Here is a 20,942-nt window from a genome sequence, read left to right as displayed (position 1 = left end):
GTGCAGCTGGCGGGCTTCATCGTGGGCCAAGGTATGCGATGAAGCCGCTGTTTTTATTTGAAAGAATTTAAATCGCTTTGTTCTGGCTCAGTGAATTCAGGCTTTAATAGGGCCAAGTCACGGACATTTTTTTGCACGGCAACGGCTGCAAACAGGCTGAGTAAATACGACATGGCGTAAAACCCTTTTTCACTTGAGGTGAGCGTTGCATTCCATAAGCCTGCCGCAAGCAGCAAGAGCGCCGCGCCAATTGAAACCCAGCAAAGGCCAAAATAAAGCCCTGTCACCGGAATGTCTTCTAATCTGTCGCGCACGGATTTTTGCAATGAAATAGCGGCAAACAAACCGTAGAGCAGTAAGGTGAAGTAATAGCCTTTTTCATTGAGCGCCATAGTGGCATTCCAAAGGCCGATTGAATAAGTCAGCGTTCCAATAAAAAGGGCAAGCCAAGATGCACCGATAAAGGCACCAGATGGGCCGCTGTGTTTTATTTTCAATTTGTTGTCCTTTATACGCTAATTCAATACTGAGCTAATCATGATAGGCAATGCCAAGCCAAAGCTTAATCCGAGTCTGTGTGATTACTCGTTCATTTGAGCAAATCAAACAGGCAAGCTGGATAAAAATTTTTCTGTCAAAAAAAGTCAGTCAAAGATTAAATTAATCATAGTTTTATAGCAAGCAAAATGGAAGCCAAAAGCAAGGCGGTTGGCCGCTTCGCTAACAGCAACCATGGAAGGATAGAAACTAGCTGATTGTTATGCTTGAGTTTTCTTGTGGCGTGACAGGTTTTTTAGATAAGGAAAACGCCATTTATGCTTGGTATGGTCTGAATAAAACAGGGCATTTTTAATTAGGCTTTAAATATCTAAATAATCAAATGCGCTTCCCTGCCAAGTAGGATAAGGCCGCACTGATGACGCCGATGCTAGGGCGGCGGGTGCTACATGCAGGCGGAAAGCGCGCCTTTGTTCCTTGCCTATTTTTCAGGATTGATCTCTGGGTGGCTTGCCAGTAATTGCTGGCGCATGGCGGTGAGCTCGGCGACTTTTCTTTCTTGCTGGGCGATGAGCTCCGGGGCAATCCCTGCTGCTTTTCCTCGGCGGATATCGTCTTGTAATTGCTGAAGCTGGGCAGGGACGGCCTTGCTAAAAGCGGCCAGCTCGCGCAGATTTTGCCGCGTTTCGTACTGCTGATAGGCTGAGTGATCGGCCAGCTCGAGTGGTGTGGCGGCTTCGCTACGGCTCTCGCTGCGCAGAATTGGCGGGGTGCGCGGCTCGCCATTGATACGTGCCTCGGCCATGCTTTCTGCTGCAGGGAGGTCTGCGGCGGTGGCAAGCAAAGGAGCGTTTTCTTCGCTGGGGTAAAAGCGATTAAGCCAGTGTTTGGCCGGTGTGGTTTGGCTTGGTATCGGCTTGGCCACGATGGCGGGCGGCGGTGGGCTGTCTTCCTGATCCGCATGCCAAGCTAGCCAGCCCACTGCCGCAATCAAGCTACCGATGATGCCGCTGATGATCAGATATCTCATTTTAGCCCCTGGCTTAAGGCCCCGATGGATGGGCTGACTTCAATATTAGCGCTCTGCCAGTGTTTTTTAAGTAGGGCATTAAATTGCTGAGTGGCTTTTTGGTGGGCAATTTCAGCCGTAGCCGCGTAGCGTACGGATTCAGAATCGGCAGGTTGATAATCTTCTACCCGCTGCTCTACTTTAATGATTTCCCAAGTGGCTTTTTCATCCGGCCCGACGGGGGAGCGAAACGCTTGCGATAGCTCGGTCTGGCTTAAAGCCAGCTGGGCCAGCCAGCTTAATGATCCTTGATGAATAATCCAGCCTAAATCTCCACCGTCTTTTGCATTGCTGGCAATGGAATGGCGCTTCGCTAGCGCGGCAAAATCTTCACCACTTTTAATTTGGTTAATGATTTTTTTAGCCAGCGCTTCATCATTCACCCGAATATGCCGTGCTTTCACTTTGGCAATGCGTTTGAACTCATTTTTATGGTTTTGATAATAAGTGCGTATTTCGGCCGGGCTGACTGTTTTGGCTAACTGGGTTAAATAATCACTGCCATCATGATGATCGCCTATGCCGTAGATTTTCATCAGCGCTTCGGCATCTTCCTGATCTTTTAGGCTGCGGCGGTAATCATTGATAGCGTCTTGCCCAAACTTTTGCGCGGCCCAGTGCAGGGTAAATAAATTGGCAAAAGCGATTTGAATTTGTTGATTTAAATAGTCCTGATTTTTAGCATGCAGCTCGATTCGTCCCTGCACATTTTGCCTGCGATAAATATCGTAAAGCGAAAGGCTGCCACTGCCTGCCAGCTGATAGCGCAGCAGGGTGATTTGCTTGGCCTGATTGATTTGCTCAGGTTTTAAAGTGTATTCCAGACTCATGGTTTGGGCGGAGCCAAAAACGGCTTGATATTGTTCGGCACTGAGCGTGTTTTCTTCCTGAAATAAAGCTTTCAGCGTTTCGCCGGGCAGTGCTTTTACCGCTTGCTCAAGCTCTTTGCCATAGAGCGCACGTAAGGATGAAGCGAGCCGGTCTTCAATCGCTACGTCACGGGCAAAGGCGATGCGGCTGGCGGGGTGCAGTTCGCTGGCGGTGTATTGACGGCGGGCTTCGGCGGCCAACAAACGCTGCTTTAGCATTTGTGAGAGTAATTCCGGGCGGGACAAAGGCGTATTTTCATGATTAAGCTGTTGCATATTGTCTAGGCTGAAGCGATAAACGCCTTCTCCATTGATTTTTGCGGCCAGTGCCGTATTTTGCAGGCGATAGGAAACTTGCGCATGGCTTGCTACGCAAAGCAGGCTAAGGCTTAGCCAGACAATCAGCTTAAACATGATTTTTTTATTCACTTATGGGTGGATGGCTTTACAAAGAGCCACTCGTTTAAGAAATGGCATTTTTTTGCTATTTGCAGCCTGCCTGTGTGGGGCAGGCTGCTTCGGGCTTTTCTTACTGAGCAAGGCGCTCGGCAGCGCGATTTAATACATGCACCACCATGGCAATAGCGTGAGGAATCATTTGTTTGGCAACGCGGGCGCGATCGCTATGATCGGTAGACGATAAAACAATGCCGCCATTCTTATATGAGTAAGTGCCGCCTTCGGTGAGCAGCGGGCGGATGTCGGTATCGCTTGCTTTGAGCGGAGTAAAGTCTTTTAAGGCCGTGGCAACCAAAGCCGGGTTATTCAGCTGCTCAGAATCGTAATAATCTTTGACCCATGTTTCCCAGCCGGAGTGATTATTGGCTGAAGTGGTCCACGTGTGGTGAGGCTGGAGTAAATCGGTAGTGTGCATCACAAAGCCCAGTGTTTGCGCGCTTGGCTTGGCAAGGAACTGCTGCCACCAGTACTGGCCCAGATTATCAAGGGGCTGGAAGGGCATTGTTTCAAAATCAGCGTACATATTGGCTGAAGAGGTACCGCCTAAGCGGTAATGTGCTTCAGTGAGGCCATAGCTATTGTATTTAGAGCTATCGCCAAACCAGCCTTTTAAGCCACCCGCACCATCATCCAAATAATCGCCAATCAGCCAGGTTTTAGCTAATTTATCAATATCGCCAGCGACCGTCAGCTTGGAGTAGTTATAGCCACCAAATTTATTGCCATGCACATCGCGGCCAGCCGTGTGGTTTTGAAAGTGCCAGTAAGATGTGTACTGCGCAATTTTTAGCGTGCTGTATACCGGTGAAATCTGGCAACTGCCTGTTGTGGCGCCACAAAGATAGGTATCGGCAAAGTCATCTACATCGTAAGCCCCTTGGCCTACGGTCTCTGCAAACTGCTCCCAAGTGAAACCTGCTTTACTGATGCCCGTCGCTAATTTTTGATACTGATTGCTATTCGGGTTGTTTTTAATAAATGTCATCGCATCCAGCACGATGCGCTTGTGGGTGGTCTGATCCCAAGCTTCGGCAGGGGCGGATGATAGGTAAAGCGTGGAGATCAAGGCCGTCATACAAGTTAGTTTCATCTTTTACTCCTTGTGGGGTGCGTGGGTAGCCCGCCCACTGAGGCTTACGCAAAGCGTTCAGCTGGCAACAGGTCTAGACCGGTGCGCAGATTAGCAAGCAAAGGTTGCAGGGGTTTGTACGTTTTATGACAAAGGAATTAAAAATCCTTTTTATAATCAAGTAATAGCGAGCTTTTAGCTCTGGCTTAAGGCTAAGTGGTCAAGGTGATGGCCTCCTTGTAATCGCGTGTGGGAGTGTTGAAATAACGGTGTTGAAACTTACGTCTATTTATTGATATTTATTAATAAGTGCTGGACAAATTTTGCATAAGCTTTCCCTGAGCTTTATTCTTGTTTAAGATTTTTAGCTCCTGTTTTTATAGCAGTGCAATGCGTATAGGTAAAGTAGGTTTACCTATATTTTGCTTGCCGGGACTAGCTGGGTTTGTTTTTTTAAAAAACGGCCCCGTTTTTGATAAGGGGGTGCCTCGTGTTTTCAGAGAAATTTGAGTTATTGGTTTCCTTAACGGTGGCGGCGGTTTGGTTGGTGATCACATGGCATTTATTTGCGCCCTTGGTGATCCCTGTTACAGATTCAGTGCTTGCAGGGGTATACGTTCTGAAAGGTCTGTAAGCTACAGAGGGCCCCTTATGTCCAGACGAAAAAAAAAGCCAGTGCGTGTGCACTGGCTTTTTGCTGCGGGTTAAAAAAACACCGCGTTTAGTTTCTCGATAAGCAAGTCTGGTAGCGGCCGTCTACGCGCTTGGCAAACCATTCTGTGGTCAGCTTGCGGGTGATTTTTGGGCTGTGTAAATCAATTTGTGGCATAGCTTCACGGCTCGGGTTGCCCGCTAAGCTAAAGACGCGCTGATAAAGCGGCGTTTGGGAAAATCCTGTGACTTTTTCTAGTAAAAGATCGCGGCGGATTTCTTCATGACTCAGGTTTAAGCGTTTACCTAGTTTTTGCAGCGCTTTTTCTGTGCCGCTGCTCTGGCTCATTGGGTAGCCTTTTTCATAGCGCAATAAATCACCGTCCAGATCCATATCGTCCCCGGCTAGTTTATTGACTGCCGCTTGAAAAGCCGCATTACGGCTGGCGTAGCGCCCGGCATTAAAGTCGGCAAAGCGATAAATCATTTTGCTGTAAGGCGCAGGATATTGCAGCAGAATGGCTGTGCCGAAATACACACCGCCTTTGCGGGTAAATATTTCATTTCTAACACTGCCACGGCGGGCGTAAGGATAAGGCCAGGCGCGCACATGGCCTTCGGCAAATTCTACGCTGACCTGCATAGGGCCACCGGTGCGGATGGGGTTGCTCATATTAAAAGGCAGGCTAAGGCGCTTGGCATCGTTGGCAAGGTCTTCAAACACGGCATTCATTTGCGCTTCGGTTTGCAGCTTGTCGATACGCTCTTTATAGCTGCGTCCGTTGGGTGAGTTTTTGAGAAGTGCCGTTTGTACGGCAATCAGCGGAATATGATATTTACCGGCTTTTTCTTCGATCTGCTTCCAAACAATTTTGCCGAGGCCTGGCACAGTTGGATCGCCCTGCCAGCTGGATTCTTGCTCAATGACGGCCATCACCGCGCAAAAATACTCTGGGGTGTAGGGGATTTTAAGCGCTGTAAAGGCGTCGACTAAATCATTTTTCCAGCCATTACGCTCCTTGATTTTGGCAGGGAGCAATTTATCTGCCATGGCTTGGGCTTCGAGCTGGCTGATCGATTTAAGCGCAGGTGCTGGGGGAGTCACCACCACAGGCAGCGCAATGACGGGGGCAGGAATCGGTGCCGATGCAGGGGCAGGGCTGATTGCCGCAGGCACACTGGCTGTTGCTGGTGTGATAATCGGCGCGGGTGGAATAGGTGCGCTGGCACAAGCAGCAAGCAGGGTGCAAAGTAGGATGGGGGTCAGTTTACGGGGAAGCACGATTGGGGCCAAGTCATACAAAAGGGCGAGCTTAGGACAAAAGCGCGGCGTGCGCTAATTTTTTTGCCTAGCGAGCGGGCTAATCATGCTTCATCTTGAGCCACAGTTTACAGAGTACATCTCGTTTTTTCCCTTATGCCGCGCTCTGCTGGGGATGGTGGCTCAAGATTTTTGGCGCATCGTTTCAGGCAAGCGCTTCTTTATGCTCAGGATAGAGTTTTTTGCTCAGGCGCTCGCAATAGGCCACCAGATTGGGTTTGCTGAGTGCGTATTGGTGTGCTGCAGAATCAAAAAGTGGGCAAAGCACGCTGCGCATAAAGGCGTAGACCGTGGCATCGGCGGCGCAGAGCTGATCGCCCATCAAGTAATTTTTGTCTGCCAGAAAATCAGATAAAGCATCTAGGTCTTTTTTGGCGAGCTGAGTGATATCGGCCTCTTTATGCAGTGCAATGCCCTGCATTTGTAGCTTGGTATTCATCTTGCGCCGCACTTTCCAGATCACTAGCCCGCGAATAAAGGCAGGAATTCGTTTAAAGATCTTTTTCGGGCCTTTATCAAAATTGGCATCAACGGCCCAGCGATCTCGTAGTGAAATATAGTAAAAGTGCTCTTCCAGCATTTTTTCAAATGCCCACGAAATACCGCGCTCGGCGGGGCTGAGGGCCGCATCAAAATCAATTTTCAGCGTTTGCTCCAGATAAAAGCGGATCAGCGTGGAATCGTCAATTTGAGCGTGCTCGGTGAGCAAATAAGGCAGCTTGCCCTTGGGCGCTTTGGCGTAGCCGCCGGTTTGGCATTGGTAGTCGCAGCCTGCCATTTTGAGAAGTATTTCGGCCTTGGTGACAAAGGGGCTCATATCCGGCAAGCCAAAAGCAGGGCCAAAGGTATAAAGAGTCATCATCGCGTCAGTACCACGTAGGAAGATGGTGGTTATTTTGCCTGTATTCTGATGATGTTTGTTATTTTTACAGTTTTTGCTGAAGGGGCCTGTGATGAGGTTGATTATGCGTTGTGGTTCGGGGCAGGCCGGGTAGCGTGTTATGTGCTTTGGCAGAGCGGCCAAATTTTTAAACCACAGCGTAAAACGAGAACAAAGCGCTTGTAAGGCGGCACAAGGCTTTATCGTGCCCACGCAGCAGGTAGCGTACAAGACACGTGGGCACAAAAACCTGACTTATACGCATCAAGTTAGGTATTTGCTATTGCCGTATGTGGGATTTAAGAAGGCTAGCATCAGCTATTTAATTCCAATCTCCCCCAGCCAGGGGCTGTGTTGAATGCTCTGCTCATTACCCAAAATACTAAGGTATTCGCGTGAGCGAGTGATGGCTACATAAAAATGCCTGCGCTCATTGGCCGAATCTGCGCCCTCCCGGAGTGTCCAATCGCTCAGCTGCGGCAAAATCACATGCGCCCATTCACGCCCTTTGGCTTGTTGCACGCTGCTGAGTACCACGCGTTGCTTATTAAATTGCTGATAACGCTGGCGGCGCTTCAGCCAGTCTTTGCTAAGTGCGTCTGGGCCTATCTTGCCTAGCTCGGCGATCAGTGTTTTGAAGAGTTGTAAACGGGCTTTGGCGGCGCGGGCAGTGGGCCCACTGAGGGCGACAAGGGGTTTTAAGTTGAGCTGATCAAGGAGTTCTTCCAAACGCAGGGGTAAAGGTGTTTTTTCTTCTTTGATTCTGATAAAAGCCAGGTGCGCCATCGGTGCGGGGATCAGCCCTTTTAAAATGGCATAAGCATCGGGTAGCCAGTCTAGGCGGTAGAGCGGTTTATTTTCATGGTCGGTGCTGATGAGCTCTTTATGGAAATTGGCGATCTGCTCCTCGCTGATTTCCCATGCTGGGGATTGGATCAGCGCCAGAAACGCGTCGACATCGCTGCTGTCATGAACGGCTGGTTTATTGCTGGCAAGGTAGCTTATGGCTTGGCAAAGCAGCGCCGCTTGGCGTAAAAAATACGGGCGGCTGCCTTCCATGCGGTAGCTGATGCCCGCTTTAAATAGCGCGTCTTCGATCGGTTTGGAGGCATCCGCTTCGCGCACTAAGATGGCGCATTCGTTAAGACTACGGCCGGTGGCCTGCCAGTCTTCCAAAATAGCGCTGGTATCGGCTTCCATCGTCACTTTGCGCAGTTTAGGCCGTGTGTAGTGGCTGGCTTTGGAGCGTACTTCAATAGCGCTGCCTAGAGGTTTAATCAGGCGGCTGGCAATTTGATCGAGCGGGCGGCCAAAGCGAAAAGAACGTGATAAGCCAAACGGCGCGGATTGCGCCTCCCACGCTTTGAATGCAGAAAAAGTAGTCAGGCCACGCCATTCGTAAATATCCTGCGCATCATCGCCCACTGCCAGCATGCGCACGCCCGCTGCTTGTATATGCCGCAAAATCTGCTCGTGCACGGGTTTGGTATCGTGAAACTCATCGACCAGTACCCAGCGTATGCCGAGTTGCTTTAAATCATTGGCAATGATTTCAGGCTCACGCAGTAAATCAAAGGCCGCATCACCGGGGGCGAGAAATTCTAATCGCTCGCGGGCGTTTTCAAAGCGCTTAAATAATCGGTAGCGCTGGCGGCTAAGGCCTAAGCGCATCAGCGCATCGTCTACATCGTATTCGTCTTCTTCCTCATCCAGCTCCCCCCATAGGGCAAAAGGGGGGGTATTAAATGACAGACTTACTTTTGCATCGTCGATAAACTGATGCAGCATAGCTAAAGACTGACTGTCGCGAGGGATACGTATTTCGTCTTCAGACAGACTATCGTTGAGGATGTCGATGGACTCATTCATGGCTAAGTCAATTAAGTTGGCCAATACGTCTGGCCGCTGCCGCCGGGGCCTTAGCCTTGATCTGCCGGAATATTGCGCAAACACTCGCAGGGCATAGCCGTCAAAGGTGTAGGCTTGCGGCGGAGGTAATTCAGGATAGTGGCTGCGGCAGCGCTTAATAAAGGTGTCTCGCCCGCTATTAGAAAAAGTAAGTACCAGCGGGCTATGCCCTTGGCTGCGTAGCTGTTTATAGGCGGCAACTAAGGTGGTGGTTTTTCCCGTGCCTGCACGGGCACAAATCAGGCCGGACGAGTGCTGGTCAGGGTGTTCCAGCCAATTAAAAATGGCCTGATGTTCGCTATCCCATTCCAACTCGTGCATGATTTTCTTCTGTAAGTATTTCGCAAGCTGCGCAGTGGTGTATTTTAAACGGTTTGGCGCTGTTTTGAGCGCGAGTTATTAACAATGGCCTGCATCATAAATCAGGATGAATATGCGTAATTGGATTAAATGCAGCCTTGCCTCGATGGCGCTTTGTGCGCCTTTGGCTCAGGCTGATAATTTGTCGGTGTTAGCAGGTGCGATGAGTAGTGATCAAAGTGATCAAACTTCATACGCATGGACCTTGTCTTATATGCATGAAATTAATGAAGATCTAGCGTTCAGTTTTTCCTGGCTAAATGAAGGCCATGTGGATGATCACCATCGCGATGGACATACTTTTCAAGTATGGGGTAAAACGAAAGCCTTACACCCGAATTTAACATTAGCCGTAGGCGCAGGGCCTTATCGTTATTTTGATACCACAAGGCGATCACCAGATAGCCGTGGGTATTTAAATGAGCATGGCTGGGGCGGTATTTTTAGCTTGCAAGCCACATGGCAGGGCGAAAGTAACTGGCAATATAAATTGCGATTCAATCGTATTGAAACACCGCACAGCATTGATACTAATTCAATTATGTTTGGTATGGGTTACGAGCTGTTTCCGATGGCATTTAATGATGCCAGCTGGCCCGGTGCCAGAGGCAAGCAAGAAGTGGTGCTGTATTTGGGGCAGACTATTGTGAATAGCTTTGGCTCGGAAGTGGCCGATGCCGGGGCGCTGGAATATCGTTACGCTTTTGCGCCGGGTCTGAAAGCGTCGGCCTCTTTTATTCAGGAAGGCGAAACCGATCGTTTGCGTCGCAGTGGTATTACCCTGCAAGCATGGTATGAGCCTGGTTTTTTTGACGATAAATTCAGCGTAGGTTTGGGGGTAGGGCCGTATTTTTCGGTAGGAAAACGCTATCGGAATCACCAGCCAGATATTGACAAAAAGGCCGTATCAGGCCTGATTACGCTGGCAAGCAGCTATCGCTTTAGCGATAACTGGCGCGCGCGCGTGGCTTGGAATAGAACGGTCACTTCGCACGACAAAGACACCGATGTGATTTTACTGGGCTTGGGCTACTCGTTTTAATTAGGCCTCGTAATCTAGGGCAAGAAAGGGTTGGGGTTAATGGCTGCGCCTTTAAAGCGCAGCTCAAAATGCAGCATCACTTTATCGCTACCCGTGCTGCCCATTTCGGCCACATTTTGCCCCTGCTTTACGCTATCGCCTTCTTTAACTAAGATATGCTGATTGTGTGCGTAAGCGGTGAGATAGTCTTTATCGTGCTTGATAATCAGTAGCTTGCCGTAGCCACGCACCGTATTGGCGTAAATCACTTTGCCGCTAGCCGCAGCATAAATCGGCGATCCTGCCGCGCCGCCAATATTTAGCCCCTTATTACTTTTGCCATTAAAGCCTTGCAAAACAGGGCCTTTATTTGGCCATGTCAACTCGATGGCGGGTGCTTTGGGTTTGCTAACCGGAGCAGGGGGGCTTGCTACCGGCGCTTTGGGGCGAGTAGCAGGTGCCGGGTTTGCGCGGCCGGGCCCCACATTAAGAATCTGCCCGATCTGAATCGTATTATCGCTAAGCTGATTTAAGCGCTGAATCTCTCCCACGCTGCGTCCCGTGCTGCGGGCAATGCTATAAAGCGTATCGCCTGCTTTAACCTGATACTGTCCCTCACCAAGCGGCACAGTACCGCAGGCGCTGAGCAGCAAAAGCAGGGCGAAGAAAAGGGGGCGTGTGTAGATAGGCATGCGGCGGATTTTAACACCCTGTGTAAATGCTGCTCTGGGTATTAATTGGGGTAAGAAATGGATCGGATAAATGAAAAAATGACGCACATAATACTGTGCGCCATTTTTAATTAAGTATTTACCAATGGCTTAACGCTGAAACAGCTCCTTTGCTGTGGCCGGGCGTGTTCTTGGCTCGGAAGATATCGCTTTCATAAATTCAAACAGGGCGTTGATTTCATTCTTGCTTAGCCCGAGTGATTTAATTTCCGGCGAGGTTTTTGGGAAATGAGGATCAAATTTATCTAATCCTGTTGGCAATGTTTGCACCATGCCTGCGTTATACATGGCTAATACACCTACCCCATTGCCCATAGAGAACAAGCCATTGTGCATATAATTGCCGCTATAAATAATATCGCGCAGCATTGGGGTGCGGAATTTTCCGATATCGGCCGGGTTTTTAGTGACGTTAAAGCGGCCTAAATCTTCCAATTCACGGCCATAATAATGTAGGCCATTGCTGTGATATTGGTTGTCCGACATTAAAGGCGTGTTATGGCAATTAATGCAGCGCGCTTTAGTGCGGAATAATTGCAAGCCCCATAGCGCGTCATTGCTGAGCGCTTTGCGATCGCCTTTCAAGAAACGGTCAAAATCGCTGTCCTGGCTGGTGATGGTGCGCTCAAAAGTGGCAATCGCCTTGGCAATGCGGTCGGCATCAATGCTGCTGTCACCAAAGGCTGCAGTAAAGAGCGCGGCGTATTCGGGCGCTGCGGCAATTTTATAGGCCGTTTGGCTTAGGCTTTGGTGCATTTCCAGCGGATTGCTGATTGGGCCTTTGGCTTGTTCTTCCAGCGATTTAGAGCGGCCATCCCAGAATAATTCTTTGACGTAAGCGGTGTTGATGATCGTCATCGCATTACGATTGCCCAGCTGGCCCACATGGCCTTCGGATAATTCTTTCGGATCACTCCAGCCATTTTTAGGGTCATGGCAGCTGGCGCAAGAGATTAAGTTATTACGCGAAAGCCGCGGATCAGCAAACAGTTTTTCACCCAGCGCTACTTTTTCTGGCGAATAAGGATTGTTCGCAGGGAAAATTGGGGCGGGCAGTAGGCCTAAATCGGCAAAGCCTTCCTTGGTACTGGCGTCCAGCGTAGGTGCAGGCCAGTTGGGCTGGCTGCTGCTACCCGCCTGATAGCGTGAATACTGATCACGCCAGCTGGCAAGCTCTGCATCGCTTGGGCGAGTGTTCGGGCCGGTTGGCACGCGCTCAAAGAAGGGGCGGGCGGTTTGAGAAATCAGCACAATGCGCGCCGTATTAGGGCTTTGGGCGTTAGGCGAGTTGGCTGAAATGCTGCTGAGTTGATCTGCTGTGCCAACCCAGTAGCTGGCTTTGCTATCCAGATAAGGCATGGCTAGTCGCAGCTCGGTGTTTTCTGTATCCAGTGCCAGTGTGAGGATTTTGCTCATTTCAGCGCTGGTGGGTAAGCGCCAGTTACTTACTCCGCAAGCCCCTGCATTGCTAGTGCTTAGAAGTGTTTTAACTTGCTCTGGGCTGAGGCTTTGATTGGCGAGTGCGCTTTTATCTGATGGGGTGAGTAGGCGAATCTCTGCTTTCTGCTTGTTTGCCAGCAAAGCCCTGTCGTTGATATCCACGCAGGCATAAGGCTGACCGATTTTTGGCAATTTACCTTCATTTGTCAGCGGAATGTAGTTGGGCTCTTCCTGATCTTCTTTACTTGGCGCATCAGGAATCATCGGGCCGCGCACCAGACGTAGCGCGCCGTAACGCTCTTTGGCCAGCAAGGTGGAATCGAGTGTTTTATGCGTGTCGTTAAACCATACCGCTAAAAAGCCATGCACTTTTCTGAGCGTGTCGCTCCAGTAAAATGTCGGCGCAGCATCAGGGAAAGCGTGGCGATCAATGGCGGCCAGCTGCTTAGCCGCATCGTACTGCGAAGGATCGAGCAGGGTTTTTAGCTCGGCCTCAGTCGGGGTGCGCCAGTCTTCAAAGCCGCATAGCTTGGCTTCGTTTACTTTTTCGCTGTAGTCCCCTGGGGTGCAGATTTCTAAGCTTGGATCGCACTGGCCCTCATTGCTTGCGCCGCGCACCATCGTGGGCAGGTAGCGGTGTTTGGCTGCGCGTAAGCCATCGGTGGTTTTAACTTCCCAGCTTAAGCCGGTTTGGCTATCGGCCACGCAGCCTGCGCGAGTCGCTTCATCACTCAGTGTTGCGCCGCTGTCTGCATCTTTACGGGTATAACGCGGGCTAGGCTTGCTGCCGCTGATAGCCTGCATGCTGAGGTTGTAAAACTGACGGGTATATTCAGCACTGACCAGCGTGTGCGCCACGCGGTTGGCATCGAGTAATTCTTCAATGCTTGCGGATTGAATGGTTTGCTCTTTGACAAAACGTGCCGCATCGCTGGCGGCGATCTGAATGCCATTATTGGCATCGTCGTCCTCATCCAGCGTCAGTAAAAGCTGCATGATCTTGTGCGCATCGGCCTCGTTTTTAGCGAGAGTCAGCGGCGTAATCATTGCGCCTGCTGCCACTTGGCCAAGCACCAGCGAGCCAATACGGAAAATCACCGTCTCGCCGTCTACATACTGGTACTCGCCATTGGCCGTCGTGCGGCCATGCTGGCTACGCGTATCGTAATCAACCCCCGTGGTTTTGAGTAAGTTGCCGGTCTTGATTTCTGGCTGAGAATCGCTGGTGCAGGCGGTAAAGAGAGAGAGCGAGCATAGGAGGGAGGCAAGGTGTTGCAGTTTCATTGTGAAATACGAATTATTATCAAGCGCGGATTGTACGCTGAGGATATTCTATTTGGCTATTTTTTTGTAAGCAGGATGCGTGGCTTATCCTGAGGTTTTTGAGTTACATAAACCTTGGGTGGGTGGCAAGAGTGTATGTGCACTGTGCGCTACTATTTAATACTGAGTCCATTGCAAACCCTACAGACTTTGCCTTAGGAGTCAGTTAGCATGGTTTGATCCCTGTATTTGCTATGGCCATATTTTTCTTGGTTGCAATTTATCTATTGTTAGTTTTTTAAAATTTTTATTGTCATTACATATGGCTCATTTGCGATCGTAAAAAAAAGGAGGTGTAATGAATAAAATAATAATTATGCTTGTCTGTGTTTTTTGTATTTACCCTGCGCATTCAGAAATACAGCTTGATCAAGATTTTATAAATGAATTACATGGATTTACTACTGAGTTAGCTATTTCTGAGGGCATTAGCGCAGGGTATTTTTCTGAGCCTGCAGAAATGGGTGAGGAATCAGATTTTGATATAAGTATTGTGCGGCTACCTATCCCCGTTTATTCAATGAAATTAGGAGCAGGCGTGTTTCGTACGGGCATAAAATTGGGGTATTTAAGAGTAAAAAAAGAATATTATCAAGGCGGATTAATGCATGATGGTGCAATGTTTGATGTTAAAAATAGCAGCGTGGCTGTAGTTGCTGGTTATCAGTATCCTTTTTTGGAAGATTTTTTTGTTGATTCAGAGTTTTCTATTGCCCGATCTAAAATGACGGTTGACATTACAAGTGATAATCAAGCGTATAGAGGGTATATGAGCAGCTATGCTTGGGCAGTTAATCCTTCGGTTGGCGTTTATTATAAATACACTAAAGGTGAGATAAATAGTTTGATGGGGCTTGGTTTTCGTTCTATGCAAACGATAGATATAAATAAAGGCATTGCGCCGCTGGAAAATCTAAGAAGTGATATTGTCAGTATTAAAATGGATCTGGACAAAAAAACAGGTTTTTATGTGTTTGATACTACTATTTATCCTCTTGGGTTTTTGTATCTAAGTAAATATATAAAGGGTAACTCAATTAGTCATTATTTAGCAGAGCTGGGCACTGGTTTTTATGTGCCACTTGGAGTCATTGCTGGGCAGCCGCGAGTCTTAAAGCTAAGTACATCGATTATCCGGGGCGAAGAAGGATTTAGGGGGTGGACACTAGGTGCTGCCCTTGTTCTATAAATGGTTTGTTTTTAATGCGATAGAAACGAGCTTGCTAAATACCAACAAAACGGGCGACTCCTCAAGGAGTCGCCCATTTTATTTACAAGCCTGTGCTGCAAGCAGGCTTATAGCTTTGCTTCAAGCCATGCCGGAATGCTTTCAAGTGCGGTAGCTAGGTTTTCTGGTTCTGTGCCACCCGCTTGGGCTAGGTCTGGTTTGCCGCCGCCTTTGCCGCCGACTTGCTGGGCGACGAAGTTGACTAGCTCGCCAGCTTTTACTTTGCCGGTTAAGTCTTTGCTGACGCGGGCGACTAGGCTGACTTTGCCATCGCTTACGTTGGCGAGCAGGGCGATGCCGCTTTGTAGGCGATCCATGAGTTTGTCACTCATTTCGCGCAATACGGTGCCTTCTGCGCCTTCAACCACTGCGGCGAGGCATTTGATGCCGTTGATGCTGCGCAGGCCAACACCAATCAGGCTGTCCAGCTGGGCAAAGGCCATTTGCCCTTTCAGACTTTGTACTTCTTTCTGGGCTAGCTTTAGCTCGGCTTGGAGTTTTTCAAGCTTAGCGATCAGTTCACCCGGCTTAGATTGCGTCATCGCGGCAAGGGCTTTGATTTCACTGTCTTGCGCTTGAATCAGTGCTAAAGCGGCTTCGCCGGTGATGGCTTCAATGCGGCGAATCCCTGCTGCAATGCCGCTCTCGGCCACGATTTTAAACAGGCCGATATCGCCAGTGCGGCCAACGTGCGTGCCGCCGCATAGCTCGGTAGAGAATTCGCCCATTTTTAATACGCGTACATCGTCGCCATATTTTTCGCCAAATAGCGCCATGGCACCTGCAGCAATGGCGTCGTCAAAGCTCATTTCAGCGGCAGAAACGGCGTCGTTGCGCATGATTTCTTCGTTGACCAAGGCTTCAATCTGGGCGATTTCAGCTGGCGAGACCGGTTTTGGCTGGCTAAAGTCAAAACGGGTGCGCTCAAAGGTCACCAGCGAGCCTTTTTGCTCTACATGCGTGCCAAGTACGGTGCGCAGTGCGGCGTGTAGCAAGTGGGTTGCGCTGTGGTTGCGCTGGCTGGCCTGACGTTTTGCCAGATCAATGCTGGCGGTCACAGCGTCGCCAACTTTGAGATTGCCATTGCTAACCGTGCCTTGATGACCAAATACATCTGATTTCACTTTTTGTGTATCTACCACGTCAAACAGGATATCGCCCGCAGCGCGAATGCGGCCTACGTCACCGGCCTGGCCGCCTGATTCTGCGTAAAACGGCGTGTGGTCGAGTACAACCACGCCTATTTCACCGGCATTTAGCACTTCAACTGGCTCGCTGCCACGGTAGAGCGCCAATACTTTGGCGGCTTGGGTGCTTTCGGTGTAGCCGTGGAAGCAGCTTGCGATCCCGTCGTACACAAGGCCGGTTACCGCTTTAAACTGGCCGGCGGCTTTGGATTGAGCGCGTTGGGTGTTCAGCGCCACTTCAAAGCCTTCCATGTCGACGCTGACATTGCGCTCGCGGCATACGTCAGCGGTTAAGTCGATAGGGAAGCCGTAGGTGTCAGAGAGTTTGAAGGCTGTTGCGCCATCCAGAATGGTTTTGCCACCCGCCAAGGCGGTATCGAGCAAGGCCATGCCGTTTTCTAGCGTTTTGGCAAATAGCTCTTCTTCGTATTTCAGTGTTTCTTCGATCAGCGTTTGTTTTTGCACTAGCTCTGGATAGGCATGGCCCATCTCGGCCACGAGTGCGGCAACCAGAGTAAAGAAGAATGATTTTTTCTGGCCCAATTTATAGCCATGACGCACTGCGCGGCGAATGATGCGGCGTAATACATAGCCACGGCCCTCATTACTTGGCAATACGCCGTCAGCAATTAGGAAGGAGCACGCGCGGATATGATCTGCAATCACCTTAAGTGACGGCGTTTCCTGATTGTAAGGCACGCCAGTCGCTTCTGCTGCGGCTTGCAGTAGGGTGACGAATGAATCTGTTTCGTAGTTGGTATGCACCTTTTGCAGCACGGCAGACAGGCGTTCCAGCCCCATGCCGGTATCAACGGATGGCTTAGGTAGCGGGTGCATCACGCCGTCTGCATCGCGGTTGAACTGCATAAAGACGTTATTCCAGATTTCTACGAAGCGATCGCCGTCTTCTTCCGGGCTACCCGGAGGGCCGCCCCAGATATGATCGCCGTGGTCGTAGAAAATCTCGGTACAAGGGCCACAAGGGCCGGTGTCGCCCATGGCCCAGAAATTATCCGAGGCAAAAGCGCCGCCTTTGTTGTCGCCAATGCGGATGATTTTGTCCGCAGGCACACCCATATCTTTGTTCCAGATTTCAAACGCTTCGTCATCCGAGGCATAAACCGTGACTAACAGTTTTTCCTTAGGAATGGCGAGCCACTCAGGGCCGGTCAGAAATTCCCAAGCGTAATGAATGGCGTCACGTTTGAAATAATCGCCAAAGCTAAAGTTGCCGAGCATTTCAAAGAAAGTGTGGTGGCGTGCGGTGTAGCCGACGTTTTCTAAGTCGTTGTGCTTGCCGCCAGCGCGTAAGCATTTTTGGCTGGTGGTGGCACGCGTGTAACTGCGCTTATCAAAGCCCAGAAACACATCTTTAAATTGCACCATACCGGCTACGGTAAACATGATCGTTGGATCATTACCTGGCACAAGCGGGCTGGAGTTAACGACTTGGTGGCCTTTTGAGGCAAAGAAGTCGAGGAATTTCTGGCGGATTTCGTTTGATTTCATAGTGTGTAGGGTCGGTATTCGGTGAATACGAAAGTACCGATTCTAAATGAAAGCCCACCATCAGGGTAGCACCCTGTTAATAAGGGGGTGAGCTTGCAGCTGGGCGAGTGAATCTGACTGCTTGCTGGCGTATTTTTGATGTCAAAAGCATGGCAGTAAGAAGCAAGGTTTGGTTTGCTTTGTGGATTTATACGCCATACAAAGCGCTATTCATCGCTCGAATCGCTTTGTATGGCGTTGCCTACGAGGGAGGCATGGTGAGTGCTGCTACTTAAGCCTTTGCAATAGTCGCTGGCCCAGTGCGATTTAGCAGCCATGCGCCTGTGCCACATGCGGCGAGCAGGGTGAGCAAGGGGAGTGCGCTGTTGTCGTGCCACAAGCCCATTAATAAACCGGCCAGTGTGGCGCAGCCAAATTGCAGCGTACCCAGTAAGGCCGAAGCCAGCCCTGCTTGTTTGCTTTGGTTTTGCAACGCCATTGCCGAGGTGTTGGGGGTGATAAAGCCCATGCTGGTGATGAAAACAAATAAGCCCAGCAACAATAGCGGGAAATTGAGTAGGCCAAATATTTGTAGTAAAAACAGGCTGAGCCCAGAAATAGCCGGCAAATACAGCGCACGTCTGAGCAGATTAGCCGAGCTGTGGTTTTTAAGTGCGCGCACATTAAATTGGCTGCTGATAATAAAGCCCGCTGCATTGCTACCAAAGATCCAGCCAAAGTGCTCGGCGGGCACACCGAATAACTCGATAATAATATAAGGCGATCCGGCGATATAGCCAAAGAAGCCGCCCATAATCAGCGAGCCCGTCAGGGTATGGCGCATAAATGCTTTATCGCGGATCAGTGCGGCGTAGCCTGTTAAAACTTTGCCTAATTCAAGTGCCGGGCTGTGTTGGGTGTTGTGCGTTTCTTTAAAAAAGAAATGCACATTAATAAAGCAAACCAGCGCAAACAGCATTTGAAAAGCAAAAATCGCTCGCCAGCCCAGCGTGGTCACCACCCAGCCGCCCACAATAGGTGCCAGAATCGGCGCCAGCCCCATAATCAGCATCAGGGTAGAAAAAGCTTTGGCCATTTCCTGCACATTGCAGCGATCCCTGACTACGGCCCGAGAAATCACCATCCCAGCGCAGCCGCCAAGGGCTTGTAAAAAGCGCAAAGCGATCAGTTGATTGATATCTGTGACAAAGACGCAGCCTATGGAGGCCAGAATATAAATCACCAGGCCAAAGTAGAGCGGAGGCTTACGGCCAAAGCGGTCGCTAAACGGGCCATAAATAGCCTGACCAATGGCTAAGCCAATAAAAAAGCTGGCAAGAGTGAGCTGCACCGAGCCGGGAGTCGCGCCCAAACTATGCGAAATAGCAGGGAAGCTGGGTAAATACATATCGATGGAAAGCGGGCCAAGTGCAGTAAGCGCACCCAGTAAGAGCAGCCAAGGCGGGAAATAGCGCATGCGTTTTTGCTTTTTATTAAATAGGAGAGAGGTGGCTTATTGTACGCCGACTAAGCAAGGTACAAATAGCGCGACATTCTATTGTTACGGTGTTTAATAACGATAGATCGTAGTGGTTTGCGCTTTTATGCGGTATTTTCTAAATTATATGGCAGTACATTGCGGCATCAGCACTAAAAAACGCCCCACAATCTAAGCATTAGATTGTGGGGCGCTGCTAGAAGCCGTTTGCGTATTAATTAATAGCCTACGGTAAAGCGTTGACGGCTGTGTTGGGCGTTTTCTGCTTCATTCAGCATGGCTACGGCGTAATCCTCTACCGAAATACGGCTTTCACCTTGAGCATCAAGCAGTAATTGATCGCCGCCTAAGCGGAATTTACCCGTGCGTGCGCCCGGCTCTAAATGCGCAGATGGGCTGAGCATAGTCCAATCCAGTGCGCTTTCTTTGCGTAGTAATTCCAGTGCGGTGCGTGCGCCGAGTGCGGTGCCTTTCCATTCGGCTGGAAAATCGGGGGTGTCTACCACTTGTACGCCGGGGGCGACTTCTAAGCTGCCTGCGCCGCCCACCACCAGCAAACGTGGCACGCCTGATGCTTTTACGCTGTTCAGAATATGCTGAAAACCATCAACAAAATATTGGTAAACATCGCCTGCGGCATGGCCGCTGAATGCGCTGATCACGATGTCGTGGCCTGCTAATTGGGCGCTTAGTGTCGCTTCGTCGTTCACATCTGTTTTGATTGCGGTAAGGGCTGCGTGAGCAGGTAGTTTGGCGATGTTTTGCACTAGGGCGCTGACTTGATGGCCGCGCTCAAGCGCTTCGTTTAAGAGCTTAGAGCCAACATAACCTGTTGCGCCGATGATTGCGATTTTCATGGTGTTTCCTTGTAAATTAAGTGTGTAAAAGCGGGTTTGTTTACTGCTTTGCGACAAAATCAATTAAATCTTGCGGGTCTTGGTACATCAAAGCGCTGGGGACGACTGTGAACTGATCGCCCCCATAAGAAAAACGCCCTTGTTTCTTATGGACTTGGTTTTCCCCGCTTGCGGGACTAAGAGGAAGCTGTAGCAAAAGTGTCGGTACGCCACGCAGGCCGTTGTCTTGCATTAAGGCCTGAGCCTTCTGTGTTATAGCGTGTAATTCTTTTGGCCAGCCTGCTGCAAAGTCTTTGGCAAACTGCTCGGCATCCAGACCAAACTCTGTCGCTAGCTCAAGAAAAGCCACTGTGTCTTGTGTGCCTTTGGCGTAGCGTAGTTGTTGCACGCGATGCAGTACATCAATGGTCTGTTCGGGCACTGCCTGGCTAATCAGGTAGTAGGCTAGGGTGGAGGCGCTTGAATCAAAGGGTGTGTTTAAGTCAGCCAAGATATGGTTTTTATACGCTTGGCTAAATTCTTGGCCTGTCATTTGGGCGATGCGCTGATCGTTGCTCCAGAAGTAATTTGCCATCTCAGCATTCATCGTTTGTGGGTGGGAAAATAGCCCCGTTGGGTGCAACTGCCATTTCAGGTTTGTGTGTGCTTTTAAAGCAGCAAGAGCAGGCGCTGCGCCGTAACACCAACCGCAAAGAGGATCAAATAAGAGATGTAGCATGCTGTGCTTCCTAAAGAATATGCTGCTATCTTGCCTGTGTTGATTGATTAGATAAATAAGCCAATTAAGAATTGAATGTTTATAAATATGGAACAATATGGGGTAGGGGGGGACTAAAATTCAAAAAGATCTTTTTAGTGCCTTCGGCACGTTAATTTAGGAGCGGTAGCCACCGCGGGGCCTTCCTTTCTTGCTTCGCCAAGAAACGAAGCCAAAGAAGGCGACCCCACGAAACACGAAGGCTCCTGCGCTGCGGACAATCGAGTCGGCGGCGGGCGGGATTGGCTCGTTCCTCGCTCCCTTGCCGAAACCCCGCCCCGCTTGTTCCTCGCTCCGGCGTGTTTCAAGGGGACTTTTAAGCTCTACG

Annotated in this window: 16 protein-coding genes; 3 read left to right on the top strand and 13 right to left on the bottom strand. The window is 49.9% G+C overall.

Going from position 1 to position 20,942, the window contains the following annotated elements:
* Nucleotides 1–53: 53 nt before the first annotated feature.
* The 4 genes from yiaA to VN23_RS07620 all read right to left on the bottom strand — a co-directional run bounded on the left by yiaA (nucleotide 54) and on the right by VN23_RS07620 (nucleotide 3,985).
* The gene (yiaA, locus tag VN23_RS07635; protein WP_046352948.1) at nucleotides 54–497 is read right to left on the bottom strand and encodes an inner membrane protein YiaA; all 444 of its coding nucleotides are present in this window, start codon (nucleotides 495–497) and stop codon (nucleotides 54–56) included.
* 482 nt (nucleotides 498–979) lie between these two features.
* Entirely contained in the window at nucleotides 980–1,528 is a 549-nt protein-coding gene (locus VN23_RS07630) for a hypothetical protein (protein WP_046352949.1), read from the bottom strand.
* Nucleotides 1,525–2,850: a peptidylprolyl isomerase gene (locus tag VN23_RS07625; RefSeq protein WP_046352950.1), complete on the bottom strand. Its 1,326-nt coding sequence runs from the start codon at nucleotides 2,848–2,850 to the stop codon at nucleotides 1,525–1,527. The genes VN23_RS07630 and VN23_RS07625 overlap by 4 nt, the downstream gene beginning before the upstream one ends.
* 115 nt (nucleotides 2,851–2,965) lie before the next feature.
* Nucleotides 2,966–3,985, bottom strand: a complete 1,020-nt coding sequence (locus VN23_RS07620; protein ID WP_046352951.1) for a phospholipase — start codon at nucleotides 3,983–3,985, stop codon at nucleotides 2,966–2,968.
* Between the two features lie 469 nt (nucleotides 3,986–4,454).
* On the opposite strand from VN23_RS07620, the gene VN23_RS21765 reads away from it, so the two are divergent.
* Nucleotides 4,455–4,598, top strand: coding sequence for a hypothetical protein (locus VN23_RS21765; protein WP_156455147.1), 144 nt, complete (start codon nucleotides 4,455–4,457; stop codon nucleotides 4,596–4,598).
* Between the two features lie 87 nt (nucleotides 4,599–4,685).
* On the opposite strand, the gene VN23_RS07615 is transcribed toward VN23_RS21765, so the two are convergent.
* The 3 genes from VN23_RS07615 to VN23_RS07605 all read right to left on the bottom strand — a co-directional run bounded on the left by VN23_RS07615 (nucleotide 4,686) and on the right by VN23_RS07605 (nucleotide 9,045).
* Nucleotides 4,686–5,897: a DUF1615 domain-containing protein gene (locus VN23_RS07615; RefSeq protein WP_046353104.1), complete on the bottom strand. Its 1,212-nt coding sequence runs from the start codon at nucleotides 5,895–5,897 to the stop codon at nucleotides 4,686–4,688.
* Nucleotides 5,898–6,081: 184 nt separating this feature from the next.
* Entirely contained in the window at nucleotides 6,082–6,798 is a 717-nt protein-coding gene (locus tag VN23_RS07610) for a glutathione S-transferase family protein (RefSeq protein ID WP_046352952.1), read from the bottom strand.
* A 336-nt stretch (nucleotides 6,799–7,134) separates the two neighbouring features.
* On the bottom strand, nucleotides 7,135–9,045 hold the full coding sequence (locus VN23_RS07605; RefSeq protein WP_046352953.1) for a UvrD-helicase domain-containing protein: 1,911 nt from the start codon (nucleotides 9,043–9,045) through the stop codon (nucleotides 7,135–7,137).
* A 112-nt stretch (nucleotides 9,046–9,157) separates the two neighbouring features.
* On the opposite strand from VN23_RS07605, the gene VN23_RS07600 reads away from it, so the two are divergent.
* A complete protein-coding gene (locus tag VN23_RS07600) occupies nucleotides 9,158–10,126 on the top strand; it encodes a hypothetical protein (protein WP_052746721.1) in 969 nt (322 codons plus the stop codon).
* Nucleotides 10,127–10,140: 14 nt separating this feature from the next.
* Here the strand turns inward: VN23_RS07600 and VN23_RS07595 are convergent, their stop codons facing one another.
* Together VN23_RS07595 and VN23_RS07590 are read right to left on the bottom strand one after the other, a co-directional pair.
* Complete coding sequence (locus VN23_RS07595; RefSeq protein WP_046352954.1) at nucleotides 10,141–10,797, bottom strand: peptidoglycan DD-metalloendopeptidase family protein; 657 nt, start codon at nucleotides 10,795–10,797, stop codon at nucleotides 10,141–10,143.
* Between the two features lie 129 nt (nucleotides 10,798–10,926).
* Complete coding sequence (locus tag VN23_RS07590) at nucleotides 10,927–13,560, bottom strand: cytochrome c peroxidase (protein ID WP_052746722.1); 2,634 nt, start codon at nucleotides 13,558–13,560, stop codon at nucleotides 10,927–10,929.
* Nucleotides 13,561–13,897: 337 nt separating this feature from the next.
* Between VN23_RS07590 and VN23_RS07585 the strand changes: the two genes are divergently transcribed.
* A complete protein-coding gene (locus tag VN23_RS07585; protein ID WP_046352955.1) occupies nucleotides 13,898–14,788 on the top strand; it encodes a hypothetical protein in 891 nt (296 codons plus the stop codon).
* A gap of 107 nt (nucleotides 14,789–14,895) precedes the next feature.
* Here the strand turns inward: VN23_RS07585 and alaS are convergent, their stop codons facing one another.
* From alaS to VN23_RS07565, 4 genes are all read right to left on the bottom strand, one after another.
* Nucleotides 14,896–17,523, bottom strand: coding sequence for an alanine--tRNA ligase (gene alaS / locus VN23_RS07580; RefSeq protein ID WP_046352956.1), 2,628 nt, complete (start codon nucleotides 17,521–17,523; stop codon nucleotides 14,896–14,898).
* Nucleotides 17,524–17,794: 271 nt separating this feature from the next.
* The gene (locus VN23_RS07575; RefSeq protein WP_046352957.1) at nucleotides 17,795–18,979 is read right to left on the bottom strand and encodes a Bcr/CflA family multidrug efflux MFS transporter; all 1,185 of its coding nucleotides are present in this window, start codon (nucleotides 18,977–18,979) and stop codon (nucleotides 17,795–17,797) included.
* A 239-nt stretch (nucleotides 18,980–19,218) separates the two neighbouring features.
* Nucleotides 19,219–19,857 carry an NAD(P)-dependent oxidoreductase gene (locus tag VN23_RS07570; RefSeq protein ID WP_046352958.1) on the bottom strand — a complete coding sequence of 213 codons (639 nt, stop codon included), beginning with the start codon at nucleotides 19,855–19,857 and terminating at the stop codon, nucleotides 19,219–19,221.
* 40 nt (nucleotides 19,858–19,897) lie between these two features.
* Nucleotides 19,898–20,575: a DsbA family protein gene (locus VN23_RS07565; protein ID WP_052746723.1), complete on the bottom strand. Its 678-nt coding sequence runs from the start codon at nucleotides 20,573–20,575 to the stop codon at nucleotides 19,898–19,900.
* Nucleotides 20,576–20,942 lie beyond the last annotated feature (367 nt).

The organism is Janthinobacterium sp. B9-8 (assembly GCF_000969645.2).
GTDB lineage: Bacteria > Pseudomonadota > Gammaproteobacteria > Burkholderiales > Chitinibacteraceae > Iodobacter.
This window is presented reverse-complemented; position numbering and strand designations above follow the sequence as displayed.

What these genes read in the sequence shown, in the direction of transcription:
- alaS (WP_046352956.1), bottom strand. Translation starts at nt 17,523, where the DNA reads ATGAAATCAAACGAAATCCGCCAGAAATTCCTCGACTTCTTTGCCTCA.
- VN23_RS07620 (WP_046352951.1), bottom strand. Translation starts at nt 3,985, where the DNA reads ATGAAACTAACTTGTATGACGGCCTTGATCTCCACGCTTTACCTATCA.
- VN23_RS07605 (WP_046352953.1), bottom strand. Translation starts at nt 9,045, where the DNA reads ATGCACGAGTTGGAATGGGATAGCGAACATCAGGCCATTTTTAATTGG.
- VN23_RS07610 (WP_046352952.1), bottom strand. Translation starts at nt 6,798, where the DNA reads ATGATGACTCTTTATACCTTTGGCCCTGCTTTTGGCTTGCCGGATATG.
- VN23_RS07565 (WP_052746723.1), bottom strand. Translation starts at nt 20,575, where the DNA reads ATGCTACATCTCTTATTTGATCCTCTTTGCGGTTGGTGTTACGGCGCA.
- VN23_RS07590 (WP_052746722.1), bottom strand. Translation starts at nt 13,560, where the DNA reads ATGAAACTGCAACACCTTGCCTCCCTCCTATGCTCGCTCTCTCTCTTT.
- VN23_RS07630 (WP_046352949.1), bottom strand. Translation starts at nt 1,528, where the DNA reads ATGAGATATCTGATCATCAGCGGCATCATCGGTAGCTTGATTGCGGCA.
- VN23_RS07595 (WP_046352954.1), bottom strand. Translation starts at nt 10,797, where the DNA reads ATGCCTATCTACACACGCCCCCTTTTCTTCGCCCTGCTTTTGCTGCTC.
- VN23_RS07625 (WP_046352950.1), bottom strand. Translation starts at nt 2,850, where the DNA reads ATGTTTAAGCTGATTGTCTGGCTAAGCCTTAGCCTGCTTTGCGTAGCA.
- VN23_RS07585 (WP_046352955.1), top strand. Translation starts at nt 13,898, where the DNA reads ATGAATAAAATAATAATTATGCTTGTCTGTGTTTTTTGTATTTACCCT.
- VN23_RS07570 (WP_046352958.1), bottom strand. Translation starts at nt 19,857, where the DNA reads ATGAAAATCGCAATCATCGGCGCAACAGGTTATGTTGGCTCTAAGCTC.
- VN23_RS07575 (WP_046352957.1), bottom strand. Translation starts at nt 18,979, where the DNA reads ATGCGCTATTTCCCGCCTTGGCTGCTCTTACTGGGTGCGCTTACTGCA.
- VN23_RS07600 (WP_052746721.1), top strand. Translation starts at nt 9,158, where the DNA reads ATGCGTAATTGGATTAAATGCAGCCTTGCCTCGATGGCGCTTTGTGCG.